This is a genomic window from Clostridium sp. SGI.024, assembly GCF_050315195.1.
Lineage (GTDB): Bacteria > Bacillota > Clostridia > Clostridiales > Clostridiaceae > Clostridium.
This window is the reverse complement of record NZ_JBNPON010000054.1, coordinates 1-24457: the sequence shown is the minus strand read 5'-3', so window position 1 is coordinate 24457 and position 24457 is coordinate 1. Positions and strand designations below refer to the sequence as shown.

21 protein-coding genes are annotated in these 24457 nt (G+C 28.3%); 3 read left to right on the top strand and 18 right to left on the bottom strand.

The genetic code is table 11. From position 1 onward, the window contains the following. Positions 1-363: 363 nt before the first annotated feature. The 10 genes from ACQRD5_RS13285 to ACQRD5_RS13240 form a co-directional block, all read right to left on the bottom strand. Complete coding sequence (locus tag ACQRD5_RS13285) at positions 364-1317, bottom strand: calcium/sodium antiporter (RefSeq protein WP_294363693.1); 954 nt, start codon at positions 1315-1317, stop codon at positions 364-366. 72 nt (positions 1318-1389) lie between these two features. Continuing rightward, the gene (deoC, locus tag ACQRD5_RS13280; RefSeq protein WP_427746949.1) at positions 1390-2064 is read right to left on the bottom strand and encodes a deoxyribose-phosphate aldolase; all 675 of its coding nucleotides are present in this window, start codon (positions 2062-2064) and stop codon (positions 1390-1392) included. A gap of 79 nt (positions 2065-2143) precedes the next feature. Continuing rightward, positions 2144-3190, bottom strand: coding sequence for a DNA polymerase IV (locus ACQRD5_RS13275; protein ID WP_320899905.1), 1047 nt, complete (start codon positions 3188-3190; stop codon positions 2144-2146). A gap of 10 nt (positions 3191-3200) precedes the next feature. Then, positions 3201-4151 (bottom strand): DUF4003 family protein, encoded by a 951-nt coding sequence (locus tag ACQRD5_RS13270; protein ID WP_294166889.1) that lies wholly within the window; start codon positions 4149-4151, stop codon positions 3201-3203. 183 nt (positions 4152-4334) lie between these two features. Continuing rightward, positions 4335-5030, bottom strand: a complete 696-nt coding sequence (locus ACQRD5_RS13265) for a hypothetical protein (RefSeq protein ID WP_291625130.1) — start codon at positions 5028-5030, stop codon at positions 4335-4337. A 432-nt stretch (positions 5031-5462) separates the two neighbouring features. Then, positions 5463-5666: a hypothetical protein gene (locus tag ACQRD5_RS13260; protein ID WP_291625131.1), complete on the bottom strand. Its 204-nt coding sequence runs from the start codon at positions 5664-5666 to the stop codon at positions 5463-5465. A 74-nt stretch (positions 5667-5740) separates the two neighbouring features. Continuing rightward, positions 5741-6691, bottom strand: coding sequence for a hypothetical protein (locus ACQRD5_RS13255; protein ID WP_427746948.1), 951 nt, complete (start codon positions 6689-6691; stop codon positions 5741-5743). Positions 6692-6751: 60 nt separating this feature from the next. Then, on the bottom strand, positions 6752-9070 hold the full coding sequence (locus ACQRD5_RS13250) for a CAP domain-containing protein (RefSeq protein WP_291625133.1): 2319 nt from the start codon (positions 9068-9070) through the stop codon (positions 6752-6754). Between the two features lie 801 nt (positions 9071-9871). After that, positions 9872-10546, bottom strand: a complete 675-nt coding sequence (locus ACQRD5_RS13245; RefSeq protein WP_291627158.1) for an SGNH/GDSL hydrolase family protein — start codon at positions 10544-10546, stop codon at positions 9872-9874. Between the two features lie 134 nt (positions 10547-10680). Then, on the bottom strand, positions 10681-10956 hold the full coding sequence (locus ACQRD5_RS13240; protein ID WP_291627159.1) for a hypothetical protein: 276 nt from the start codon (positions 10954-10956) through the stop codon (positions 10681-10683). Positions 10957-11056: 100 nt separating this feature from the next. Here ACQRD5_RS13240 and ACQRD5_RS13235 point away from each other — a divergent pair, with 100 nt between their 5' ends. Together ACQRD5_RS13235 and ACQRD5_RS13230 are read left to right on the top strand one after the other, a co-directional pair. Then, positions 11057-11575, top strand: a complete 519-nt coding sequence (locus tag ACQRD5_RS13235) for a ferritin family protein (RefSeq protein WP_291627161.1) — start codon at positions 11057-11059, stop codon at positions 11573-11575. A 111-nt stretch (positions 11576-11686) separates the two neighbouring features. Next, complete coding sequence (locus tag ACQRD5_RS13230; protein WP_291627163.1) at positions 11687-12103, top strand: hypothetical protein; 417 nt, start codon at positions 11687-11689, stop codon at positions 12101-12103. Between the two features lie 66 nt (positions 12104-12169). Here the strand turns inward: ACQRD5_RS13230 and thiI are convergent, their stop codons facing one another. From thiI to ACQRD5_RS13200, 6 genes are all read right to left on the bottom strand, one after another. Further along, positions 12170-13324: a tRNA uracil 4-sulfurtransferase ThiI gene (thiI, locus tag ACQRD5_RS13225; RefSeq protein ID WP_291627165.1), complete on the bottom strand. Its 1155-nt coding sequence runs from the start codon at positions 13322-13324 to the stop codon at positions 12170-12172. Continuing rightward, a complete protein-coding gene (locus tag ACQRD5_RS13220) occupies positions 13321-14466 on the bottom strand; it encodes a cysteine desulfurase family protein (protein WP_320902110.1) in 1146 nt (381 codons plus the stop codon). Before ACQRD5_RS13220 ends, thiI begins: the two co-directional genes overlap by 4 nt. A 183-nt stretch (positions 14467-14649) precedes the next feature. Beyond that, a complete protein-coding gene (locus tag ACQRD5_RS13215) occupies positions 14650-15087 on the bottom strand; it encodes an ACT domain-containing protein (RefSeq protein ID WP_291627170.1) in 438 nt (145 codons plus the stop codon). Continuing rightward, the gene (thrB, locus tag ACQRD5_RS13210; RefSeq protein ID WP_320902108.1) at positions 15077-15982 is read right to left on the bottom strand and encodes a homoserine kinase; all 906 of its coding nucleotides are present in this window, start codon (positions 15980-15982) and stop codon (positions 15077-15079) included. The genes ACQRD5_RS13215 and thrB overlap by 11 nt, the downstream gene beginning before the upstream one ends. Next, positions 15975-17441: a threonine synthase gene (gene thrC, locus ACQRD5_RS13205; protein WP_320902106.1), complete on the bottom strand. Its 1467-nt coding sequence runs from the start codon at positions 17439-17441 to the stop codon at positions 15975-15977. The genes thrB and thrC overlap by 8 nt, the downstream gene beginning before the upstream one ends. Positions 17442-17583: 142 nt before the next feature. Further along, positions 17584-20130 (bottom strand): calcium-translocating P-type ATPase, SERCA-type, encoded by a 2547-nt coding sequence (locus ACQRD5_RS13200; protein WP_294188481.1) that lies wholly within the window; start codon positions 20128-20130, stop codon positions 17584-17586. 215 nt (positions 20131-20345) lie between these two features. Here ACQRD5_RS13200 and ACQRD5_RS13195 point away from each other — a divergent pair, with 215 nt between their 5' ends. Further along, the gene (locus ACQRD5_RS13195; protein ID WP_294188482.1) at positions 20346-21983 is read left to right on the top strand and encodes a putative manganese-dependent inorganic diphosphatase; all 1638 of its coding nucleotides are present in this window, start codon (positions 20346-20348) and stop codon (positions 21981-21983) included. 916 nt (positions 21984-22899) lie between these two features. Here the strand turns inward: ACQRD5_RS13195 and ACQRD5_RS13190 are convergent. Together ACQRD5_RS13190 and ACQRD5_RS13185 are read right to left on the bottom strand one after the other, a co-directional pair. Next, positions 22900-23715 carry an aminotransferase class IV gene (locus ACQRD5_RS13190; protein WP_294188483.1) on the bottom strand — a complete coding sequence of 272 codons (816 nt, stop codon included), beginning with the start codon at positions 23713-23715 and terminating at the stop codon, positions 22900-22902. A gap of 15 nt (positions 23716-23730) precedes the next feature. Then, entirely contained in the window at positions 23731-24369 is a 639-nt protein-coding gene (locus ACQRD5_RS13185) for an HAD-IB family hydrolase (protein ID WP_291627182.1), read from the bottom strand. Positions 24370-24457: the final 88 nt, after the last annotated feature.

The window sequence follows — 24457 nt, the reverse complement described above, 5'->3', positions numbered from 1 at the left end:
GCATATATGAGAAAAGCAGAATTAAAATATAGAGCAAAAGAACAACTAAAAGGTGGCTTAAAAACAAAGTAACCCGACATAATTGTCGAGTTACTTTTATAATTCTATAAGTTTTGAAGAATTAATTTACCACTATTTTCCCCATTGATTATTGGTAGCAGTTTTTTCAGCACCATGGCAGCTGCAACCAGAATCATATTTTTTTTCTTCTTTCTTTTTACTTTTATTTTCGCATCCACATTTACTCATTATAAACACCTCCTATAACCTTACACTATTATTGTTTACTTTTATAGAGTTTTAATGTTATAAAAAATGTTGAAGATATGGATTAATAATAAATGTAATGTTTTTATTTCCAAACTAATTTCTAAAAATTATATATACCATATAACTTATATATATTAAAACTAAGATGGCCCCTTCTATTCTTCCTAAATATAATTTTTCTTTTTTCCCTTTAAACATAAAAATACCAAGTAGTATTGATACCCCTATTAAAAATATTATATCTATAAATAGAGCTGAAGAAATTACAATTGGACTAATACTTGAAGAAACTCCTAATATCAATAATATATTGAATATATTAGATCCAAGAACATTTCCTATTGCTATATCATTTTCTCCTTTCGTTGCAGCTATCATAGAAGTTACTAATTCTGGAAGAGATGTACCTATAGCTACTATAGTTAATCCTACTAATTTTTCACTTAAGCCAAAAGAATAAGCTATATTTGAAGCTGAATTTACTACTAAATTCCCACCTAAAATTATTCCTATAATTCCAATTAATATTCTAATACATGAATTGAAAATTTTTATTTCTTCATGTTTCTCACTGTCTTCACTTTCATCTTTAGCACTTTTAATTAAGTAAATTGTATAGGCTATGCATCCCATTAATAAAATTATTCCTGATAACCTACTTAATCCTGGTTCTTTATTAAATAATGTTCTGCCAAAAGTTAAAATTAACAGAGATATTGTTACTAATATATTTACTACATAGTCCTTAATAACTGTACTTTTTTTAATTAATATCGGCATAATTATTGATGTTAAGCCAAGTACCATCAATGTATTAAATATATTGGAGCCTAATACATTTCCAATAGTTATTCCGTTACTACCTTCCAATGATGAAATCAAACTTACTGCAAGTTCTGGTGCACTAGTTCCAAGTGAAACAATAGTTAAGCCTACAACTATTGATGGGATACCAAATTTTTTTGCAATATTAGAAGCTCCATCTACAAATATATCTGCTCCTTTTATAAGTAAGATAAATCCTATTATTAATAATATATAATTCATTTTGTCTCCTTTATCTTTAGTTAATTCTTAAGAATTTAATATTAAAGGAGCTGTTGTAGCAGCTCCTATTAATTAGTAAGTAGAATTTGATTTTGTACCTTCGCAAATAGCAATTGATGCTGATGCCCCGATTCTAGTAGCACCATTTTCAATCATAGCCATTGCATTTTCTAAGCTTCTTACTCCACCAGAAGCTTTAACACCAAGCTCTTTACCAACTGTTTCTCTCATTAATTTTATGTCACTTGCAGTAGCTCCACCTGTACTAAATCCTGTTGATGTCTTAACAAAATCTGCACCTGCTTCTTTAGATAATTTACAAGCTGTAACTTTTTCTTCATCAGTTAAAAGACAAGTTTCTATAATAACCTTTGTTAAAGCTTTTCCTTTTGCAGCATTAACAACAGCTTCTATATCTTTTTTCACATATTCTAAATTTCCATCTTTAAGCTTTCCGACATTAATAACCATATCAACTTCAGTTGCACCTTTTTTAATTACATCCTCTGTTTCAAAAGCCTTAACTTCAGTTGTAGTTGCACCTAAAGGAAATCCTATTACAGTACAAATCTTTACCTCACTATCTTTTAATAATCCAGCAGCCTTTTCCACCATTGATGGATTTATGCATACTGATGCAAAATTATATTGTAAAGCTTCTTTGCATAACATTTCAATTTCTTTTTCTGTAGCTTCAGCTTTTAAGATAGTGTGATCAATCATTCTCGCTAAATCTTTCTTGTTCATAAAAGATATCCTCCTCTATAGATAATTCTGTTCCAAACAATCTCATTATATAGTAAAGTCAATAATAATTAAAGTAATTTTAAAATAAAGTTAATTGCTCCACAGTATTTTCTTTAAAAGATGATACAGTAACTCCTATTAATCTAATATTTTCCTTTATTTCTTCATTATTTAGTATTTCCTCACAAACCTTATATATATCCTTATAATTATTTGTATAAAAATTTAAGGTTTTACTTCTAGTATGACTTTGAAAATCTTCTGTTTTATATTTTACTGTTATAGTTTTACCTTCAAGATTTTCTCTTATTAATTGATTACTTATTTCTTTTGAGAAATCATATAAATATTCCAATAAATCCTCTTTCTCTTTTGTATCTATTTTTAATGTTTTTTCTCTACCATAAGACTTTCTATCCCTTTGAGCTTCAACTTCTCTATTATCTATTCCTCTTATTCTATCATAGATTTCTAAACCATATTTTCCTAGATATTCTATATAAAATTCTTTTGGCATATCGTAAAGATCCTTAACTAAAAAAATTCCCATATTATTCAGTTTTTCAGCAGATTTTTTCCCTAATCCATAAATTCTAGAAACTGGAAAGGGTAAAAGAATTTCCGGAACCATATCCTTTGTTATTATCTTTATACCATTTGGCTTATTCCAGTCAGAAGCTAATTTTGCTAAAAATTTATTGTATGAAATTCCAATTGAAATAGTTAGCCCTATTTCCTTTAAAACTCTACTTTTTATATAATTAGCTGCTTCAATACCAGAATTAAATCTACTATTAGTAATGTCTAAATAAGCTTCATCAATAGAAAGTGGTTCTATAATATCAGTTACATCTTTTAATATATTAAATACTTCACTTGACACTTCTTTGTATCTATATATTCTAGTTCTCAAATATATACCATGTGGACATAATTTTCTTGCAATGAATATTGGCATTGCAGAATGTATTCCATATTTTCTCGCTTCATATGAACATGTTGATACAACACCTCTTTCACTAACTCCACCAACTATTACTGGTTTTCCTTTAAGATTCTTGTTATCAAGTTGTTCTACTGATGCAAAAAAGGCATCCATATCTACATGTAATATCAACCTCTCCATTATAACTCCTTTAGGCTAAGGCTGCTTCAAACATTCCTTTATTCTTAGACTTTATAAGGCAATATACCCCTTGTGCTAATAATTCGTCTATATAATTTCTTTCTTCATGAATTGTAGTAAAAGATATTATTGTAATAGCAATAATAGTTCTAAAGCCTTTATCCATATAATATTCATATTCACTTTCTTCTTCACATAGGATGTTTATTACTCCATCTATTAAATTAATAGTATTTCTAACATCTCTAGTAGACAATACTCCTAAAAGAGGTAAAAATTGTTGTGCTATCTTTATATCTTTCTTTTCCATTTGTAATATAAATTCAAGAGTTTTATACATATGTCCTGAAGATCCATTAAGCATTATTGCATTTGTTAAGCTTTGTATTCCATTTTTAGATTTTATATTTAAATTTGTCATGTAATTATAAATGGTTTCTATAAATTCATCTATTGTATTTATGTCAATATCATTTAAAGCCCATAATGCACATACTAAATAATCATCTTCCCCAGTTATATTATAGTATTTCTCTTTTAGTAATATAAATACTTCTTTCATCTTTTTTGCTACAATATGTTTATTTTTATTTTTTCCATACTTAGCTAAAACAAAGGAAGTTAAAACTAAATGATCACACTCATTAAACCCTTCATCTTTCAGTATTTCTTCTACTTCATATATATCACTAATCAATTCTTTTTCGTTTTTATCTTCTAATGCTATTAATAAAGATAATATATATAGCATATCTCCTCTAAATGATGATACCCTAGAAGATGATGCCTTTATATATTTTCTAATTTCCTTTACCCTATAGTAAGGTATTTCTTTTTCATAGTGCGTAAAAATTAAAGCTGCAAAATGATTTATTAAATCTCCATCATTTCTTAAATTCATCTTAGCATTTCTATAGTTCTCAATAGTCATATAAATTCTGTCTTCAAGAAGTTTTTCCATGTTAATACTCCCTCACTTTACTTAAGCAATTTATTTCCCCATTATTATTATACTATAAATATTGTGTCATTTTCATAACAAAATATAAACATCAAATAATATAAACATTAAATAATATAAATAAATTAGCCAAGGTAAGAAAATCTTATCTTGGCAATAAAATTTATCCTTTGTAGTTTGTAGCTAACAACAGAATAATAAAGCAAGTGCAGCTAAGCCAAATAATCCACAGCCACAGCCACAGGCACCTCCACAACCACAACCGAAGCCACCGCCAAATCCACAGCCGCCTCCACAACCACAGTTGCCACCAAATCCACAATTTCCTCCAAAGTTACATCCACCTCCACAATTATTTATACATTGTGGTCCAAACACACTACCATTTTTATCAAAGATTATAATTAATTTAACAGTATTTTCGCAGTCAGTTATAAACATTTGAGGAAATTCACATAAAAATTGTGATATGCTTGGATTAAAGGATCTAACTATTATTGCATATTCTTGTGGTTCAAATCTCTTAGTTAAAGAACTTATATCCATATTGCAACTATCTTTAAAGCTTTCCATATTAAAGTCAAAGCAATCATTATCAAAGTCATTACAAAATGATTCAGATTCTTTTTTACAACATGGATTATTTCTTAAGACCTTTATAGGGCTTGAAATAGCAACTAAGTTATTACATGGTAATGCTGGAGCTTCCAAAACTCCATCACATCCAGTAACTATAATGTTTATCTTTATTCCATCACCACATATACATTTTGGTAAGTTTCTTCTTATTTGCCTTCCAATTCCTCCATCAGCACAAATAATTAAGTTATATTCATTGCATGCTGACATATTCCTAATCTTCTTTAAACATATTTTCATTTGTATTTTCTCTCCTTTTATCGTATTGTATGGATAATACATAATATGTTTATTAGGTCTATTGTTTCACTAAATAAATTTAATTTGAATAATATTAAGTAAGTATGTTAAAAATATAAAAGGATACGATAATTAGTATCCTCTTAATATTATGAAAAGGAGCTGTGCTTAGTTAGCATAGCTCCAATTTTTATATACTTTAGATAGTTTTTAATTAACTCTACCTTCCCTGATATATAATTTATAAACTTCTTACATAAAATATAACTAATAATTGAATGTTATTCTAGAATATTTTATTTTCCTCGCTAAAAAAGAGTTTTTAAAAAGTTATACTCTATATTAAGACTTTAACTCTTTGCTATTATTTCATTCTAAAATATGTATATAATCATTACTTTTAAAGTATTTTATATATCCTTATTAACAAATTTACATATAAATTTCTATTGCTTGTTTCTCATAATATTTTTCTGGAGATAATCCGTCCATTAGAACTACAGGTTCTGTTCCATTGTCTACTGTTTCTTTATTATTTGTTGGTTCTTCAGCTTTACTAGGATTTATAGTTAATAAACCAAACACAAACAATACTGATAGTAGTAAAGCTAAAAACCGAGTCATTTTGGATTTCATTTAATCCCTCCCTATTTTATATCTATATCAAAAGTTGGTAGGGCCTAATATGACCCTACCAAATCTTCTACTAATTAATAATACATTCTAGCACCTATACTAGAACCATCCCACCAAATCTCAACATCGAAAGGCATACCATTAGAAATATATACTGATATAATATCACCAGTAGTTGTTCCTGCGGTATATGGGTTAGGACTAGGTGTTGCACCTCTACTATAAGAACCCATACCTCGGTGTCCTGGAGTATACACACCACCATAACTACTTATCTTATCAATTACTGCTTGCTTATAAGTAGCTTTATAATTAGCATCTGGCTCGCCACTTGGTTGTGGTTGAGGCTGCGGTTCGGGTTGAGGTTGTGGTTCTGGTTGAGGTTGAGGCTGAGGTTGAGGTTGTGGCTGTGGTTCTGGTTGTGGAGTAGGTTTACTAACACTTCCACCAATTGAAGCACTTCCACCGCTTGCTCCTTGAGAACTAGCTACTTGAGAATTACTAGATGATTCTACAGGAGGTGCTTTAACATCACTAGATTGTGATCCCTCTTGACTACTAGCTTTCTCATTAGTTTGTTGTTCCTCTTCCTTTTTCTTTCCTTCTTCTTCTTTTTTCTGTTCCTCTTCCTTTTTAGCTAGGTTAGATTCTGCTTGGTCTTTAATAATTCTAAGTTCCTCTAAAGACGTAGTAGCAGTTTCAACATCTTTAGATGCTACAGCATCCTTGAAAGCCTTGACTACTTTATCATAAGAATCTTTTATATTACCTTCCATTTCTGGAAATTCTAAACTTTTAAACTCCTTATCTAAAAGGTCTAACTGGTCTTTGACCATACCATCCACGTTTTCTTTAACCTTTGATTCTGTAACAGTAACTTCTGTAGTTTTGCCTTTCTCACTAAGATTCACACCTATTACGGTACCAGCTACAGCTAGGACTAAGACCCCTGCTACAGTTACTCCAACAACTTTCTTTTTATCTTTAAATATATTCTTAATATCTTCCTTTAATTGTTTATTCATAATTACATTCCCCCAAATTATGTAGTTTATTTAAATAAGGGTGCATATAGCACCCACTAATTATTGTGTTATAAATATTTGTGTTCCATAAACTTTATCACCAATAACAAACACTCCAACACCTGTCTTATTGAAATCTGCATTCAATATATTTTCTCTATGACCTGTTGAAGCCATCCATCTATCTACTAGATTCTTAGCTGTAGAAGCAACATCACTCTTATGACCAGTTATGATATTTTCACCCCAACCTAAGAACATAAATCCATTATCTAACATGTCATTATAAGTATATCTACCTTGCTTGTCTATATGATCAAAATAATTATTTTTAATCATATCTAAAGATTTAGCAGTAGCATAAGGTTCTATAGCATCTAACCAATCTAATGCAGGCACTCCAGCTTTTTCTCTTTCTATATTAACTAATCTTAATATTTCTTGATTAAGAGCATTAGCATATTCTGTGTCTTGAGTATACTCTGTACTAGCATCTCCTTTTACATTAACTATCACATCCTTTGATGTAGATGCTCCTTTACTATCAGTTGCAGTAACAGTAATCCCATAAGAACCTGGTTCATTGAAGTTATGGCCCTTAGTATCTATATTTACAGTAACTTCATCATTTTCATTATCTGTAACATGTACTTGTAAAAGTTCAGCAGTAATTTCTGTTCCAGTAACTATTTCAATTTTATCTAAACACTCTAATACTGGTGCAGTATTCTCAACTGGTGTAACTTCACCTTCTACTGGGTCTGGTGTAACTTCTTCAGTTCTTGGTGTTCCGAAGAATTCAAATACCAGTTGATGAGTATCATTATTTCCAGTTAATGTATAGAAAATATTATCAGCATCTAAAGTTCTATAGAAATCAGCTAACTTATCATTTTCAAAATTACTATTATTTTCATAGCTCATAGGGAAAGCTATTGTACCTAAACTAGTAGCACCTTCATAAGGCTCTGCTAATTCACCTACTCTTTTCTCTAATGCTAAGTTATAATAGAAATCAAGATTAGACAACATATAATCTGTGTAACTATCTAATAATAAAGAATCCTTGTAACCATCATTATTTGCATCTTCATTATTTCCATCAAAGTATAGCATTATCCACATATGGTCTTTTTCTATATCACCACGAGAATTTGCATATACTTTAAATTTTGTAGATTTAGTTTTAGTTAGTATATCAACTAAAGTATTGATTTCGAAATCTTTTAAACCATTGTATGCATGTAATGGAACTTTTACAGTTTCAAGGTAATAATCTCTATCTGAGAAACCCATAGCTTCTGTAAAGCCTTTTGCAGTTAATGCCTTAGTAAATCTTTCTATTACTAAATCGTAATGGCTGCTAGGTAATCCTTCTTTAGTTAGATATTTATTATCTTCATAACCATCATTATTTAAATCATATCTTATTTCATGAGTTAATACCACTATATCAAACTCTACTTGTTTTTCTTTAGGTGCATAAGCAAAACTATTTAATATATTTGTAAGAGATCTGAAATTAGATACTTCTTCAACTTCACCGTCTTCAGTTTCTATCACAAATTTAATAGTTTTAATTTCTGGATTAATACCAGCTTTTAATTTTTCCCACTCAAATCTAGAACCATTTAACTCATGCGCAGGAACAGTAAGTCTTGTTAACTCAACAAACTCATCATCACTCTTAGCTTCAGTAGTTTCTGCAAAATAGCCATCTGCTAATGCAAGTTTATATAAATCAACTAAAACCTCATCTTCATGCTCCTTAGTTAGTTGAGTTAAATATCCTTCTTCAGTATATGTAGTTGGCTCTTCAACTACTGATTCTTCTGGTTTTGGATCTTCAACTACTGGTGGCTCAGGTTTTGGAGTTTCCACTGGTACTTCTGGTGTTGGATTCTCTTCAACTGTACCTTGAGGAGTAGATTCTTCCTTTTCATCTTTAACAGGTGTTACTGTACCTTGTATTGATGTTTCACCTTGAGATTGATTTTCAGTAACTGGTAGTATTGTAGTTTCACTATTATTCTCTACTATGTAATCGCCTTTTCCAGTTCCAATATTAGCTTGAACCGGTATACTTGGTTTAGTATCATTAGAAGCAATTTTGCTTTCTGTATTTTTATTTTCTGATACTGAATCCTCTACCTTGCTTTCATCTTTCTTATCTTCCTTTTGCTCATCAGCTTTTTCCTCAATAGCAGGCTTACTGTTTACTTCCTTATTTTCTGATTTAGTGGCACCACATCCTATAAAAGTGGCTGAAATTGAACTCATTAACAATCCAGCTATTGCTACTTTTAATCCTTTCTTAACTATAACGTTTTGAACTGCTTTGTTTTCTAGTAATCCTTTGAATAGTCTAATTTTGCTCATTTTCATTTCTCCTTTACTCTAAATATTTTATTATCTTAAATCTTAAAGTTCATCATTTGTTTAATCCTAGAGTTCTAGGATTGCATGGAAGATAACTCCATTTTTCTATGCTCTTATGTCAATATATAGGACATAAGCTAGAACTCTTGTAGATTGGTAGCCATATTTCGAGCTCTTTCTTTATTTTTTATTCTTTTATTTTACACATTTTTACAAACTTGTCCATATATTGAATAAAGTGTGTTTAATTATCAATTATTAGTAATTTATCAAATTTATTTGATTTCTTGGATATTTTTAAAATAAAAAAGCTAGTAAGTAAGATTTTTCTTAGCTACTAGACCTTTAAATTAATATTTTATTATTTAACTATTACTTACTCCACCTTGTTTAGTATCAAATACTTTAGTTGAACTTGTAATATCATAATCTTTTCCCTTTAAAGTTAATATTATCTCTTAAATACCTATATCGTGAATAAAAGCTTTTTTTAGGTTTATTAAAGTAGGTCTTTTTTAAAGATATTATACTTTTATTGGGAAATATTTAAATAATTCCTACTTATATAGAAAAAGAGAGCTGTCCTAACAGATTTTCCACTTCACTCATGCAACAGCCCAAAATAAGTTAAAACTAATATATTATATTTTATTTACGACTTTATAAATTATTAACTAAGTAATTCTATGTCATCTTAAAATATTTGTTTTATATTATTAAACTGGATTTATTTTTTATTGATAAATCTATTGCTTCTCCAATGAACTATGTATATTCTACCTACTATATCTTTTAACTATCTTATAATCTATTATTTACATACTTAGATATTTTCCTAGCCATAATATTTACTCCTGCTTGATTTGGATGTAATCCATCCGGAATTAATGCAGTTTTTTGCCCTTCAATTTTAGGAGTAAATCCAGCTTCTAGTGCTAATTCAAAAACTGGTATGCAGTAATATTTAGCTACTTCTCTAACAGCTTCTCTAAATTCTTCTAATTTATTTCCATTAGCATTAGGGATATCCCCATTAATCCAATCTAACTGCGTCATAACCATTATAGAAGAAGTAGGATATTTAACTAATAATCCTTTGAATATTACATTTAAGGCACCATAATAATTAGTTGTATCCGTACTATTAGGGTCAAATGTTCCTAAAGGTACGTCAAGTGAAAAATCATTTACTCCACCTTTGAATATTATCACATCTGCTTGCTCCATATCTACATATCTTTTGGACATTGAATTCTTTCCTTCAAATTTCGCAACAGTATCACCACTTATCCCATAGTTATTTACTTTAGAAAATCCGCATAACTTTTCTAATTGACTTGGCCATGGATTATCTAATCTTCCACTTGGATCATCAGGATCATACCCATATGTAATTGAATCTCCTAAGCAATTACAAACTTTTCCTTCCCAAGGTAATGCCTCTTTAGCTTCAGGTATTATCTTTAAACTTTCCATATTTTTATTCCCCCAATCTTTACATAAAAAAATAGACTAGAATTTCTTCTAATCTATATAATATCATAATTATTTATTAATGGTATATATTTTATACACAATAATCACATTTTAATTATAAGTTTTAAAAAGTTTTATAAACTTCTTACATAAAACCCATTATTATAGACTTCTTTATTATATTTTATTTCAATTCCATCACAGATTTTTTTATCTTTCTTTGCAATTACAAAATTAACTTCATTTATTGTAATTACAATATCATCTTCTGAAACATAATCAGCATAAAGATCATATGCAGGTTTCCCACATCCTATGGAAGCAACTTTTATTCTTATATTATTATTTGTACTTTTTTCTAATAGTTCTAATAAAGCTGATTTTGTTATTTCGTTAAATATTATTTCCAATTTTATCTTCCTTTCTTAAATAATATGATGTTACAAATTATATCACACTACAATATTCTTTCATATAATATAATACTTATTATTTAATGGAGATGATATATTGAAAAGAGATTATATAGATTTTAAAGAAGACTGTTCTATAATGCTGCCTTATCCTGAAATTGATATTAAAGAAAAAAATTTATATTATGCAAAACTAATTAAAAATTGTTATTGTGGCATATATTCAGAATTAACTTTAGTTAATCAATATAACTATCAACACTTTTTAGTGAAATCCTACTTAAAGGAAGTTTTCAATAAAATTTCCTTAGTTGAAAAAAAGCATTTAGATATTCTAGGAGATATAATTATTTCTTTAGGAGGAAATCCTTCCTTTATTATTGAAAAAAGAAATAAATACTTTTATTGGAATTCTAAATATATAAATACAGATACAACACTTAAAAATATACTTATAAATAATATAAATAATGAAAAGGAACTAATTAATGAATACAGAAAAATTGCTACTATTATTGAAAATGAAAGCATTATTGCCATTCTTAATAGAATTATCTTAGATGAAGAACTTCATATTAAAATATTTAATAAAATCTATAAAAATGAAATTATATAATAAAATAATAATATATTTTTTTGTTTTATTAATTTACTAATTATGTTATAATGTGCTTGATATTATAATTGTTTATATAACAATATTTTATATATAGAAGGAGTTTTAATTATGGGTTTCAAAGATAAAATGAGTAAATATTTCACAGATGCATACATGGAAAAATACGGTGATAGAATGACTAGCACAGCTGGAACCGTGCTATCTGTAAAAATCGAAGAAAAAAACATATTAGGAATTATAAGAAAGTTAACTGCTCATATTTTAATTAAGCCAGATATGGGAAAAGGTGTAGTTAAAACTCAATACAAGGTTAGAAAATGGTTTAAAAAGCCTACTTTTATTGATGTTAAGCAAGGACATAAGGTAATAATTATGGGAATCGAAGGTGAAAAAGGTAAAGCTGATTCAGAAGTTATTACTATTTCAAATATAGCTAATTTAACTACTAAAAAAGATTTACAACCATTTGATCATAGTCAATTAAAGAAAGCTAGACAACAAGCAACAAGAATGAGAGCAAGATAGTATAAGCTTCTCATTTAAAATAAAGATTAAAAATAACTGCCTCATTATTATGAGACAGTTATTTTTTTAGTTAAATACTACAAGTTCTGTTTCATCAATTGCCTTTTTAACTAATTCTTCTATATTTAAAGTTTCTTCTGATTTTCTTATTAAATCTAATCTTGGCTTAGTCTTAGGATGCTTTGGAACGAATATTGTACAACAATCTTCATATGGTAATATTGATGTTTCATATGTATCTATTTCCCTAGCTATATCCATAATATCAGTTTTATCCATTGCTATTAATGGTCTAAATACTGGTCTATCAGCACAATCATTACTTACTATTAAGCCTTCCATAGTTTGACTAGCAACTTGACCTATACTTTCTCCTGTAGCTACAGATTGAATTCCATACTTTTCAGCTAATGAGCATGCCACTCTCATCATAAATCTTCTCATTATTATAGTTAATTCATCTTCTCTACAACCATTTATAATAGCCATTTGAATTTCTGTAAAAGGTACAATGTGTAAATTAACTCTTTCAGTATAATTTGATAATATCTTAGCTAAGTCTTTAACCTTATCCTTTGCCCTTTCAGAAGTATATGGATGACTATGATAATATACACAGTGTAATTCAACGCCTCTTCTAGCCATTAAATATCCTGCTACTGGTGAATCAATTCCACCTGATAACATAAGCATAGTACTTCCATTTATTCCATATGGAAGACCTCCAACACCTTTAATTTTATCTTTAGTTGTATAAATATATGCATTTTCTCTTATTTCAATATTTACTAGGCAATCTGGATTTTTAACTTTAACTTCCAATCCATTCATATTATAAACTACAAAAGCACCTACTTCTTTAGATGTCTCTAAAGAATTCTTAGGAAAGGCTTTATTAGCTCTATTAGTTTCTATTTTAAAATTCTTAGGATTAGCTTCTTTAACCTTTCTTAATGCTTCCTCTTTTATAGCTTGCATATCTCTAGGAACTTCTGTTACAATACATACTTCAGCTACTCCAAATACTTTTCTCACTCTTTCAGTAGCTTCTTCAATATTATCTGCCTTAATGAAATATCTACCTTGATCAGAAATTAAAGAATATTCAAGACCTTTTAATTTTCTTTTTATATTATCTCTTAATTTCTTCTCAAATTTATTTCTATTTAATCCCTTTAGAAATATTTCTGATGCATATTTTACTAATATTAATTTATTCATCTTTTTACTCTCCTCAAAAATGTTAGTGAACTTTTTAGCACTTCTATTGCTTTATCAACTTCTTCTTTTGTATTATTTTTAGAAAATGAAAATCTAATGGCACTTTCAACTTCAGCTTTACTTAATCCTAACTCTTTAATAACATAGCTTCCTTGAACTGCACTTGTTTTTGAAGTACAAGCTGAACCTGTAGCAACATAAATATCATTTTCTTCTAATAAGTGTAGTAGTACCTCTGCCTTAACTCCAATGAAAGATACATTTAAAATATAAGGTGTAAAGTCTTCTTTTAAAGGACTATTTATTCTTATATTATTTATTTCTCCTAATCTATCTATCATATATTCTTTAAGATTTTTTACATATTCAAAACTGGAATTTATATTTTCCATAGTTATTTCTGCTGCTTTATATAGACCAATTATTCCAGGTACATTATGTGTTCCGCCTCTTATTCCACCTTCTTGGCTTCCACCATTTATTAAATGATTTAATACTATTCCTTTTTTTAGATAAATAAATCCAACGCCCTTAGGTCCATGTATCTTATGTCCTGCTGCTGTTAACATATCAATATTCATCTTTTTTACATCTATGTTTAGCTTTCCATAGGATTGAACTGCATCTACATGAAATCTTGCTCTAGAACTTTTCTCCTTTATTAACTTTCCTATGGTTTCAATATCCTGAATTGCTCCCATTTCATTATTTACATGCATAATTGAAACTAAAACAGTATCCTTTGAAATAGAATTTTTTAATTCTTCTAATGATATTTTCCCTTCTTTATTAACATTTAAATATGTAACTCTTACACCATTCTTTTCTAGTTCTTTATATGTCATTAATACTGAATGATGCTCAAAGACAGTAGTAATAACATGATGTCCTGGCTTTACCAATCCCTTTATTATTAAATTATTACCTTCACTTCCGCCTGATGTAAATATTATTTCATCCTTAGAAGCATTTAAGCTCTTTCCTATAAATTCTCTTGCTTCAGTTATTTTCTTTTCAGCTTTTATTCCTATTTTATGGAGAGATGATGGATTGCCGAAATATTCCTCCATGGCTTTTGCTGTTTCTTCTATAACTTCCCTATAAGGTTTTGTAGTTGCACTATTGTCAAAATAAATTTCCAAAGTTTATCCCTCCCTTTAGCATTTTACAATAGATTTACACTTAATATAACAAATTTCTAAAAATAAATAAAGGTCAAGAGCAAAAAAAAGGAGATAAATATCATATTCATTGGGACCTTAAATGCTACAAGTCACCTTCATATAATAATTATCTCTTTTTTAGTATGTTAGTTTTTTAGATATTTACTCCATAGCTATAAAATCAACTTTTTCAACATCTTTAATTTTTGATAATCCATCCATTAAAGTTGTTAAATCCCCATTAATAGTGGATATATTTATAGTTAAGCTTACATTAGCTTTTTGGTTCATTGGTATACCCTGATTAATAGTAATTATACTGCCACCTTCTTCAGAAATAAAATTTAATATTCCTGATAATACGCCCTTATTATCATTAATTATTAAATTTATTGTTACCTTCTGTCCTTGATCAGTTTCTGCTAAATCAAAAACTGTTTCTTTATACTTGTAGTATACACTTCTACTAATATTAACTGTTTTTGCAGCCTCAGTAACATCCTTTACCTTGCCCTCTTTTAACAGACTTTTAGCATCTACTACTTTTTCATACACATCTGGTAACGCTCTTTTATCAACAATTAAAAAATTACCCTTCATTAATATCACCTTTATATGCTATAGCCCCCAATTTATCTATAGTAAGCTCTTTAACCTGCCACAAAATACCTTCATCTTTTAAAAAGTCTTTAATTTTATCAATTATTTCTTTTTCATCATTTTTTATAAGAACCATAATAGTTGGTCCTGCCCCACTTAAAAAACAACTTAAGGCTCCTAAGGATATGCATTTATTATAAACTAAATCATAATTCTTTATTAATGGACTTCTATATTTTTCATGTAAGGTATCTTTACAACCATATTTTAATAAATCAAACTTACCACTTACAAGGGCAGAAATCATTAAAGAAACCCTACTTATATTATATATTGCATCATTAAAATTAACTTCCTTAGGTAATACCTTTCTTGCAGTTGATGTAGATAATTCAAAATCTGGTATTATAGCTATAAAACTAAGACCATCTTTAACATTTATCTTATTATATACGGCTTCTCCATTTTCTAATACTGATACCACCATTCCCCCAAAAAAAGCTGGAGCTATATTATCTGGATGTCCTTCTATTTCAACTCCAATTTTAAATAGTTCCTCAATACTTAATGGATTGCCCATAATATTATTGGCTCCTAAAAGTCCAGCTACTATACAAGTAGAACTTGATCCTAATCCTCTAGATATAGGAATATCTTCTTTTAGTAAACTTATTTTTAATCCTTTAGGATTATACTTGCATTTTTCAAAACAAGTTATCATAGCCTTATACACAATATTTTCTTCGTTAGAAAATTCTTTTTTAAATCCATAGAATTCATTTGTTGTACCTTCTTCTGAAAATTCAAATTCATTATATAGATTAAAAGCTATCCCTAAGGTATCAAAGCCTGGTCCCATATTAGCAGACGTAGCTGGTACTCTAACTCTAATCATTATTATCTCCTAAAAATTCTAATAAGGTACTTTTTAATTCATAGGTTTCTGAAGTAAAATTATGAATTATATTTTTATTATCTAATCCTATTAAATTACTTGGAATAGGAACCTTTGAGCACTCATGTATCTTTTCTATTACTTTAAAATCGTCTATTTCTTCTAGTTGTAATCCTAGTGCATTTGCTATGCTCCTTGGAAACTTATATGGACTTGCTGTAGAAGCAATTAAATATGGTGTCTCATCTTTAGTTTCACTTATATATTTATTTAAAACTACATAAGCTACTGCAGTATGAGTATCAATTAAATAGCCCTCTTTATTATATAACTCTTTTATTGCATTATAGACTTCCTTAGTATTAGCATAATTGCCATAAAAATCTTTTAGGTTATTTTTAATTTGTTCATTAACAGTATATACGCCCTTAGAACTTAAATCTTTCATTAAATTATTTATTTCATTACAATCCCTACCACTTGCTTCAAACAAAAGTCTTTCTAAATTTGATGAAACTAATATATCCATAGAAGGAGATTCTGTTAAAATAAGCTCTCTCCTTTTATCATATACTCCTTTATTGAAGAAATCAGAAAGCACATTATTTTCGTTAGATGCACATATAAACTTTGCAACAGGAAGCCCCATTTCCCTTGCATAATATGCAGCAAGTATGTTTCCGAAATTCCCAGTAGGAACTACTATATTTATTTTTTGCCCCTTTTCTATTTGTTGCTTATTGACTAATTGGAAGTATCCATAAAAATAATATATAATTTGTGGTATTAGTCTTCCAATGTTAATTGAGTTGGCTGAAGATAGTATAAAATTCTTTTTTCTTAGCTCTTCTTTAAACTTGTTATCTCCAAATAATTCTTTTACTCCTTTTTGAGCATCATCAAAATTACCATTAATTCCAACTACTCTAACATTATTTCCCTCTTGGGTAACCATCTGCATTTCTTGTACAGGGCTTACACCATCCTTAGGATAATATACCATCACCTTAAATCCATCTACATTTTTAAAGCCTTCTAATGCTGCTTTTCCCGTATCACCAGAAGTTGCTGCTAAAATTACTATTTCATCATTTATATTAAGTTTCTTTTTGGCCAAACTCATAATTTGTGGAAGAAATAATAAGGCTGCATCTTTAAAAGCAGAAGTTGGTCCATGATATAATTCTAAAAATCCATCTTTTTCTATTACCTTAAAACGATTTGTATATGCCTTGCTTATAGCAATCTTAAGTTCATTATCATTAAAATCTGTAAAATATTCTTTTAAGACTTCTAAAGCAAGTTCCTCGTAAGTTATACTTGTGCTGTCTTTAAGTTTTTCAAATAAATTCGGAAAGGTTTCAGGAACATATAATCCCCCATCTTTCGAAATTCCATTAATAATTGCTTGTGAAGAAGATATATCTTTTTCTCCTCCTCTGGTACTAATAAACCTCATAAAATCACCCCAAATCCTGGCTTATATCCCTTTATTTATATTATCATGTTTCTTATTCATATACAAGTGTTTTTATTAGAAGTACAAAAAAAATAGGAGCTGTTATCATAGCTCCTACTATAAAATATCTTTATACTACTTATTATCTAGACCTTATAAATAGATAAATACTATTTATTAAAAATATTACTCCTGAATAAAACAATACTATTGCCCATTGACCTATTGTTAATGCTATTGTGTTAAATACATTTGATAAGAAAGGAATGTAAAGTATTGCAAGTACCATTGATATTGAAACTAATACCGCTCCAACTAAATAAGGATTACTAAAGACTTTAATTTCAAAAATTGAATGTCTTTCAGATCTACATTCAAATACATGTAAAAGTTGAGACATAACTAATGTAATTAAAGCAATAGTTCTACATGTAGCCAAATCCATTCCATATAGTCTTCCTGTCATAAATGATAATAATGTACAGATTCCAATTAAGCACCCTCTAATTACTATCTTTGACCACAAACCTCTTGCAAATATACTTTCTCCTTTTTCTCTTGGCTGTTGCATCATTATATCTTTATCTGGAGGGTCAACTCCAAGAGCTATGGCTGGAAGACCATCTGTTGCTAAATTTACAAATAATATTTGAATTGGAGTTAATGGATTAGGTAAATAGAAAATAGAAGCTAAAAACATTGTAAGTACTTCTCCTAAATTACAAGATAATAAGTATCTAATAAATTTTCTTATATTATCATATATGATTCTACCTTCTTCTACAGCTGAAACTATAGTTGCAAAATTATCGTCCATTAATACCATTGAAGCTGCTTCTTTTGTTACATCTGTACCTGATATTCCCATAGCAATTCCTATATCTGCTTCTTTAATAGCTGGTGCATCATTAACACCATCCCCAGTCATTGCAACTATATTATTTTCTTTTTTAAAGGCCTTTACAATTCTAAGTTTATGATGTGGAGATACTCTTGCAAAAACTCTAATATTTTTTATCTTTTTTCTAAGCTCCTCATCACTAATTTTTTCTATCTCTTCTCCAGTAATAGCTTGATCATCTGTATTACAAATATTTATGGACTTAGCAATAGCTAATGCTGTATTTTTATGATCTCCTGTAATCATTACTGGTTGTATTCCTGCAAGCTTACATTTTAATACTGCATCTCTAACTTCAACTCTTGGTGGATCAATACTACCTGCAACCCCTATAAAAATTAGGTCCTTTTCCAAATCTTCTCCTCTTGTTAGTCCAGTTTCCTTATAAGCAGATGCAATACATCTAAGAGCTCTATTTGACATAGCTTCTATATATGAGGCTACTTGTCTCTTCTTTTGAGATGTTAAGGGCTTAACAACTCCATTTTCTAATATATTTGTGCATTTTTCTATTACTCTTTCTGGTGCTCCTTTCACATAGCAAGTTTCTCTACCACCTTCTCTTACTATAACACTCATCATCTTTCTATTTGAGTCAAAAGGAATATCATAGATTCTGCTAGACTTTGACATAAATTCTTTTAAAATATTTACTTCATTAAAAAAAGCTTTTACTAAAGCAGTTTCAGTAGGATCTCCTAAAAGAGCCTTATCTATATTTTTACTATTTAAATCATAATTGAAATCATTGCAGTAAACAAAAGCCTTTACTATAGTTAAATGGTTTTTTAACTCCTCTTTGTCTAAGTCATAAATCCTTCCATTAATATATAATTCTTTTACTGTCATTTTATTTTGTGTTAATGTACCAGTTTTATCAGAACATATGACAGATGTACAACCTAATGTTTCTACAGCTGGTAATTTTCTAACTAATGCATTTTTCTTAAGCATTCTAGAAACACCTAATGCAAGAGCAACTGTTACTATAGCTGCTAATCCCTCAGGTATAGCTGCTACAGCTAGTGAAACTCCTAATAAAAACATTTCTGCAATTTCATTTCCTCTAATTATTCCCAGAATAGTTACAACTGCACATATTACTAAACAAAGTGCAACAAGAATTTTCCCTAGCGAATCTAGTCTCTCTCTAAGAGGTGACTTTTCTTCTTCAATATTATCTAAAAGATTTGCAATTTTACCCATTTCAGTATTCATTCCAATACTATCAACAAGTAATACTCCTCTTCCTTTTAATATAGTAGTTCCCATAAATCCTTGGTTTTTTCCTTTTTTTGAGTCTTTTGAAACACCAACTGACTCTCCTGTTAAAAGTGATTCATCTACCATTATTGATGATGATTCAATAAAACTTCCATCAGCAGGTATTCTATCTCCAGCTTCTAAAATTATTAAATCTCCTAAAGTAACTTCTATAGAATTTATTACTTTTAAAATTCCATCTCTAATAACTTTACAAGTAGGTGCTGCAAGTTCCTTCAAAGCTTCTAGAGATTTTTCTGTCCTATACTCTTGTACAAAGCCCATAATTGCATTTACAACTACTATAATAAGTATTGTAATAGCATCAGCCATATCTCCCATTAACCCAGATATAATCGTTGCTGCTATTAATACCCAAACTATAAAATCATTAAATTGAGATAAGAATATCACTATAGGTGATGACTTTTTCTTATGGGATATTTCATTTAACCCATAGTTTTTTTGTCTTTTTTCTGCTTCCTTTGTAGATAGTCCCATTGACATTTCTCGTTCCTGTATCACCGGTTGTCCTCCTTATAATAGTTTCTATATATTATATTTAGTAAATCTATAGATATGATTTTTTTATATATTTTAACTAATATTTTATTTATACTTTTAAATATTTAGTTTATATATTTAAATTTCTGCATATACTTATATTAGGTATCTTTACAAAATTAAAATATAACTATAGAATATGTATAGACGAATTATAAACTAAGGAGGGTAATAACTTGAAAGATGTAATATACGTAACTGGTCATAAAAACCCAGACTCTGATTCAATATGTTCAGCATATGCATATGCTGAATTTAAAAATAAGACAGGCAATATGCCTGCAATTCCTGTTAGACTTGGTAATGTAAATAGAGAAACTCAATATATTTTAGATTATTTTGGAGTTGAGGCTCCAAAACTATTAAAAACAGTAAAATTAAAGGTAGGAGATCTTGATTTTGATAGAATAACTCCTGTAGCACCTGAAATATCTTTAAAAATGGCTTGGAACATAATGAGAGAAAAAAACATAAAAACTCTTCCTGTAGCCGATGAAAATAATCATTTATTAGGAGTTTTAGCTATTTCAAACTTAACTTCTTGTTATATGGATATATGGGATAATAAGATCTTAGCAAAAAGTAATACAACTTTTAATAACATAGTTGATACTTTATCAGCAAAAGAAATTTATACAAATTCTAATACGAATAATTTCCCAGGTAAGATAGTAGTTACTGCAATGAAACCTGAAAGTATGAAGGATCATATTGAAGCTGGAGATATAGCAATAGTTGGAGATAGAGAAGAAGTTCAAAGTGCATTATTAGATATGGGAATTTCTCTTATGATAATAACTGGTTCACATGTTCCAACTGCAAATGTAATTGAAAAAGCTAAAGAGGCTAATATAAGTGTAATAAGCACTCCTCATGATTCCTTTACAGCATCAAGACTTATAGTTCAAAGTATCCCTGTTGGATATGTTATGATAAAGGATAAATTAGTTACTTTCTCAACTGAAGAGTTAGTTGAAGATATAAAACCAGTAATGATTGAAACTAGATTTAGAAGCTATCCTGTAATAGATGAAAATGGAAAGGTTCTTGGTACTATGTCAAGATATCATTTAATTTCAAATTACAGAAAGAAAATAATTCAAGTTGATCATAATGAAAGAAGCCAATCAGTAGATGGATTAGAAGATGCAGATATTTTAGAAATCATTGACCATCATAGAGTTGCTGATATACAAACTAATGGACCATTATACTTTAGAAGTGAACCTATTGGAAGTACTTCTACTATAGTAGGTAAATGCTTCTTTGAAAATGGAATAAGACCATCAAAAAAAGCAGCTGGACTTTTATGTGGTGCAATTATTTCTGATACATTACTATTTAGAAGTCCAACATGTACTCCAATAGACAAGCAAACTTGCTTAAGACTTGCTGAAATTGCGGAAATAAATGTTGAAGAATTTGCTAAAGAAATGTTTAAAGCTGGTACTTCCCTAAAAGGAAAAACAGTTGAACAAATCTTTAATCAAGACTTTAAACCATTTTCAATTGGAGATACTAAGGTTGGTATAGCTCAAGTTAACACTATGGATATAGAAGGTTTTATGCCTTTAAAAGATGAAATGTTAACATATATGAATAACAAAGCTAAAGAAGCTGATTTAGATATGACTTTACTATTATTAACTGATATCCTTAATGAAGGATCTCAAATATTAGTAGCTGGAGATAAACCTGAAATAGCTGAAAAAGCTTTCAATGTTACTTTAAAAGATAGTACTGCATTCTTAGATGGAGTACTTTCAAGAAAGAAACAAGTGGTACCACCAATAACAGCAGCTATTAATGGCTAAAAAGGAGCTGAGATATCAGCCCAATGAAAAATGTAAAATGTAAAGTTAGAGATGTAATTTGAATGAAATTACTAACATTATATATTTTAGAAACTCCATTTAAGAATTTCTTCAGTTTGTTGAAAAACCCCCTGTTAAAAAACAGAGGGCTTTTTTATTATCAATTGTGAATAAAATTTATAAATAAAATATCATCAAAAATAATATGAATATAATCTGAAAATAGCAAATATACGGAGTGTTTTATGTAAATTATACCTATAGAATCTACGTTTTTCTATGACTTTCTTAGAATTACTCTCTAACTTAAACTTTCCCATTTTTATAATAATTTTTTCTATATTCCTTAGGTGATTTATATTCTAAAGTTGAATGTAACCTTTTAGAGTTATAAAATAATTCAAGTTTTACTTGCATATAATTTACTTGTAAATAACCCTCTTCAAGATATATTAATACTACCAACTATATCAATCTTTGATTCTTGAGCGTATTCCATTTTTAAATCATCTTCAATAACAAAATCTTTTTCTAATTCTAAAAGTTCTTCATCAATACAAGAGATTATATTCTCTATCTATGAAATCTCTTTAATACTACTTGGTAAAGCTCCTAAAAGTTTTAATTCAATTATATTTTCTTCTTTTACTAACAATGGTCTATTTATAATTACTCCATCAACATATAGACTACCAGACTACCTATTGTTGGTGGAGTAGTTATAGGAAAATTACCATTTCAAATAGGATTTCTTACTATTATCTTATTTTCTTTTACACGAACACTTCCATTTTAATTTATTACTTTTTCACTTTCATGCATTTATAATAGTTCCCCTTATTATTTATTTAAATACATATAATAAATAATATCATAGATTCATATTTTTTGAATAATATTTAATTTATGGTAAACGTTATTTTTTAGACTTATTTACATATTTTTTTATTTCTTCATTAAATTCTTTTATAAGTACTTGCATTATTTCATTATCAATCCTCAATTGTATGTTATCTACACTTGATATTGGAAGTATTTTAGGTGATGTTCCTGATATAAACATAGCATCAAAGTTTTCTATATCTTTGTAATTGATATTTTTTTCTTCTACCTTAATACCTAAGGATTTTGCCAAATTTATAATCCTTCCTCTTGTTACTCCTGGTAATACATCCTCTAAGGGTGAAGTGTAAAGTTTATCTTTTTTAATCATAAATATATTAGACTTACTACCTTCAGTTATATAACCAGAATTATTTACAAGTATAGCTTCAAAAGCTGAAGCTTTATTAATCTCTTCAGTTACTTTTTCTCTAAAACTACTATCTACGACTTTAGCATTAGGATTAGTTCTTTCACCATGAAATAATATAGTCTTTACACCAGTCTTATATAAATTTTCATTAGGATAATTATGTTTTATGCTAAATACTTTCATAGTATCTGTTTTTATATCAAAAGTTAACTTTATATTTCCATTTTCTATTTTATTTGCTTCAATTAATCTAGTTAAATATTCCTTTATCTTATCATAACTATAGGAAAAAGTTTTTTCCATTAGTCTAAAAGATGATTCTAATCTTTTAAGATGATCTTCATAGAATAATGGAACGTTATTAATTACCCTTATTACTTCATAAATTATCCTCCCTCTATCTAACGAATCATTTGTATAATTTTTTATAGGTTCCAAATGACCATCTTCTAAATAATACTTTGAAATTGCTTCCATATTTTTACCTCCTTATTACTTCCACTTTAATATTTCAAAATTACTTTTCTTTTTATAATTAATTAAATAAGCATTACCAACTAAATCTAAAAGAGGTTTATCCGATAAGGAGTCTGAAAACATATATGAATTTTTATAATCAATATCAATGTTTTTCTCTTTTAAAACTTCTTTTAATCTCTTTACCTTTTCTTCTCCTTTGCAGTTTTCTCCATGCATTTTCCTAATGAATTTCCCATCTTCTATTGAAAATCTAGTTCCAATTATCATATCTACTTCTTTTATTGCATAAAATTCATTTAAATAAAACTCTGGAGATGCAGATATTAAATATATTAAATATCCTTGTGATTTTAAATTTTTCATCATTTCTATAGCATCTTTGTATAAAATTTTTTCTAAAACATCTTTATAAAAGTCTTTTACCAAAATAGCTAAATCTTTTTCATCTATCTTATCTATAAATTTAAGAAAACATTCCTTTACTCTTCTTTCGTCATAAACTCCTATTTTATACATAAGTCCAGAATAAATAGCTCTAGGTAAGAATCTAATATTCTTTAAGTCCTTAAATATTACATATTTATACAATTGCATCAATGTTTCTTTTCTAGTTATAGTATAATCTACATCAAATAATGCCAATTTATCCATTCTTTTTCCTCCTAAGATTATCACAATTAAATTATATACTAAAATTTACTATTGTTAAACAAATAATATACTATCATAAATCCATTGA

Bases quoted from the DNA above. Each gene is read 5' to 3' on its own strand.
- ACQRD5_RS13285 (WP_294363693.1), bottom strand. From the start codon at position 1,317: ATGAATTATATATTATTAATAATAGGATTTATCTTACTTATAAAAGGA.
- deoC (WP_427746949.1), bottom strand. From the start codon at position 2,064: ATGAACAAGAAAGATTTAGCGAGAATGATTGATCACACTATCTTAAAA.
- ACQRD5_RS13275 (WP_320899905.1), bottom strand. From the start codon at position 3,190: ATGGAGAGGTTGATATTACATGTAGATATGGATGCCTTTTTTGCATCA.
- ACQRD5_RS13270 (WP_294166889.1), bottom strand. From the start codon at position 4,151: ATGGAAAAACTTCTTGAAGACAGAATTTATATGACTATTGAGAACTAT.
- ACQRD5_RS13265 (WP_291625130.1), bottom strand. From the start codon at position 5,030: ATGAAAATATGTTTAAAGAAGATTAGGAATATGTCAGCATGCAATGAA.
- ACQRD5_RS13260 (WP_291625131.1), bottom strand. From the start codon at position 5,666: ATGAAATCCAAAATGACTCGGTTTTTAGCTTTACTACTATCAGTATTG.
- ACQRD5_RS13255 (WP_427746948.1), bottom strand. From the start codon at position 6,691: ATGAATAAACAATTAAAGGAAGATATTAAGAATATATTTAAAGATAAA.
- ACQRD5_RS13250 (WP_291625133.1), bottom strand. From the start codon at position 9,070: ATGAGCAAAATTAGACTATTCAAAGGATTACTAGAAAACAAAGCAGTT.
- ACQRD5_RS13245 (WP_291627158.1), bottom strand. From the start codon at position 10,546: ATGGAAAGTTTAAAGATAATACCTGAAGCTAAAGAGGCATTACCTTGG.
- ACQRD5_RS13230 (WP_291627163.1), top strand. From the start codon at position 11,687: ATGGGTTTCAAAGATAAAATGAGTAAATATTTCACAGATGCATACATG.
- thiI (WP_291627165.1), bottom strand. From the start codon at position 13,324: ATGAATAAATTAATATTAGTAAAATATGCATCAGAAATATTTCTAAAG.
- ACQRD5_RS13215 (WP_291627170.1), bottom strand. From the start codon at position 15,087: ATGAAGGGTAATTTTTTAATTGTTGATAAAAGAGCGTTACCAGATGTG.
- thrB (WP_320902108.1), bottom strand. From the start codon at position 15,982: ATGATTAGAGTTAGAGTACCAGCTACGTCTGCTAATATGGGACCAGGC.
- thrC (WP_320902106.1), bottom strand. From the start codon at position 17,441: ATGAGGTTTATTAGTACCAGAGGAGGAGAAAAAGATATATCTTCTTCA.
- ACQRD5_RS13190 (WP_294188483.1), bottom strand. From the start codon at position 23,715: ATGGAAGCAATTTCAAAGTATTATTTAGAAGATGGTCATTTGGAACCT.
- ACQRD5_RS13185 (WP_291627182.1), bottom strand. From the start codon at position 24,369: ATGGATAAATTGGCATTATTTGATGTAGATTATACTATAACTAGAAAA.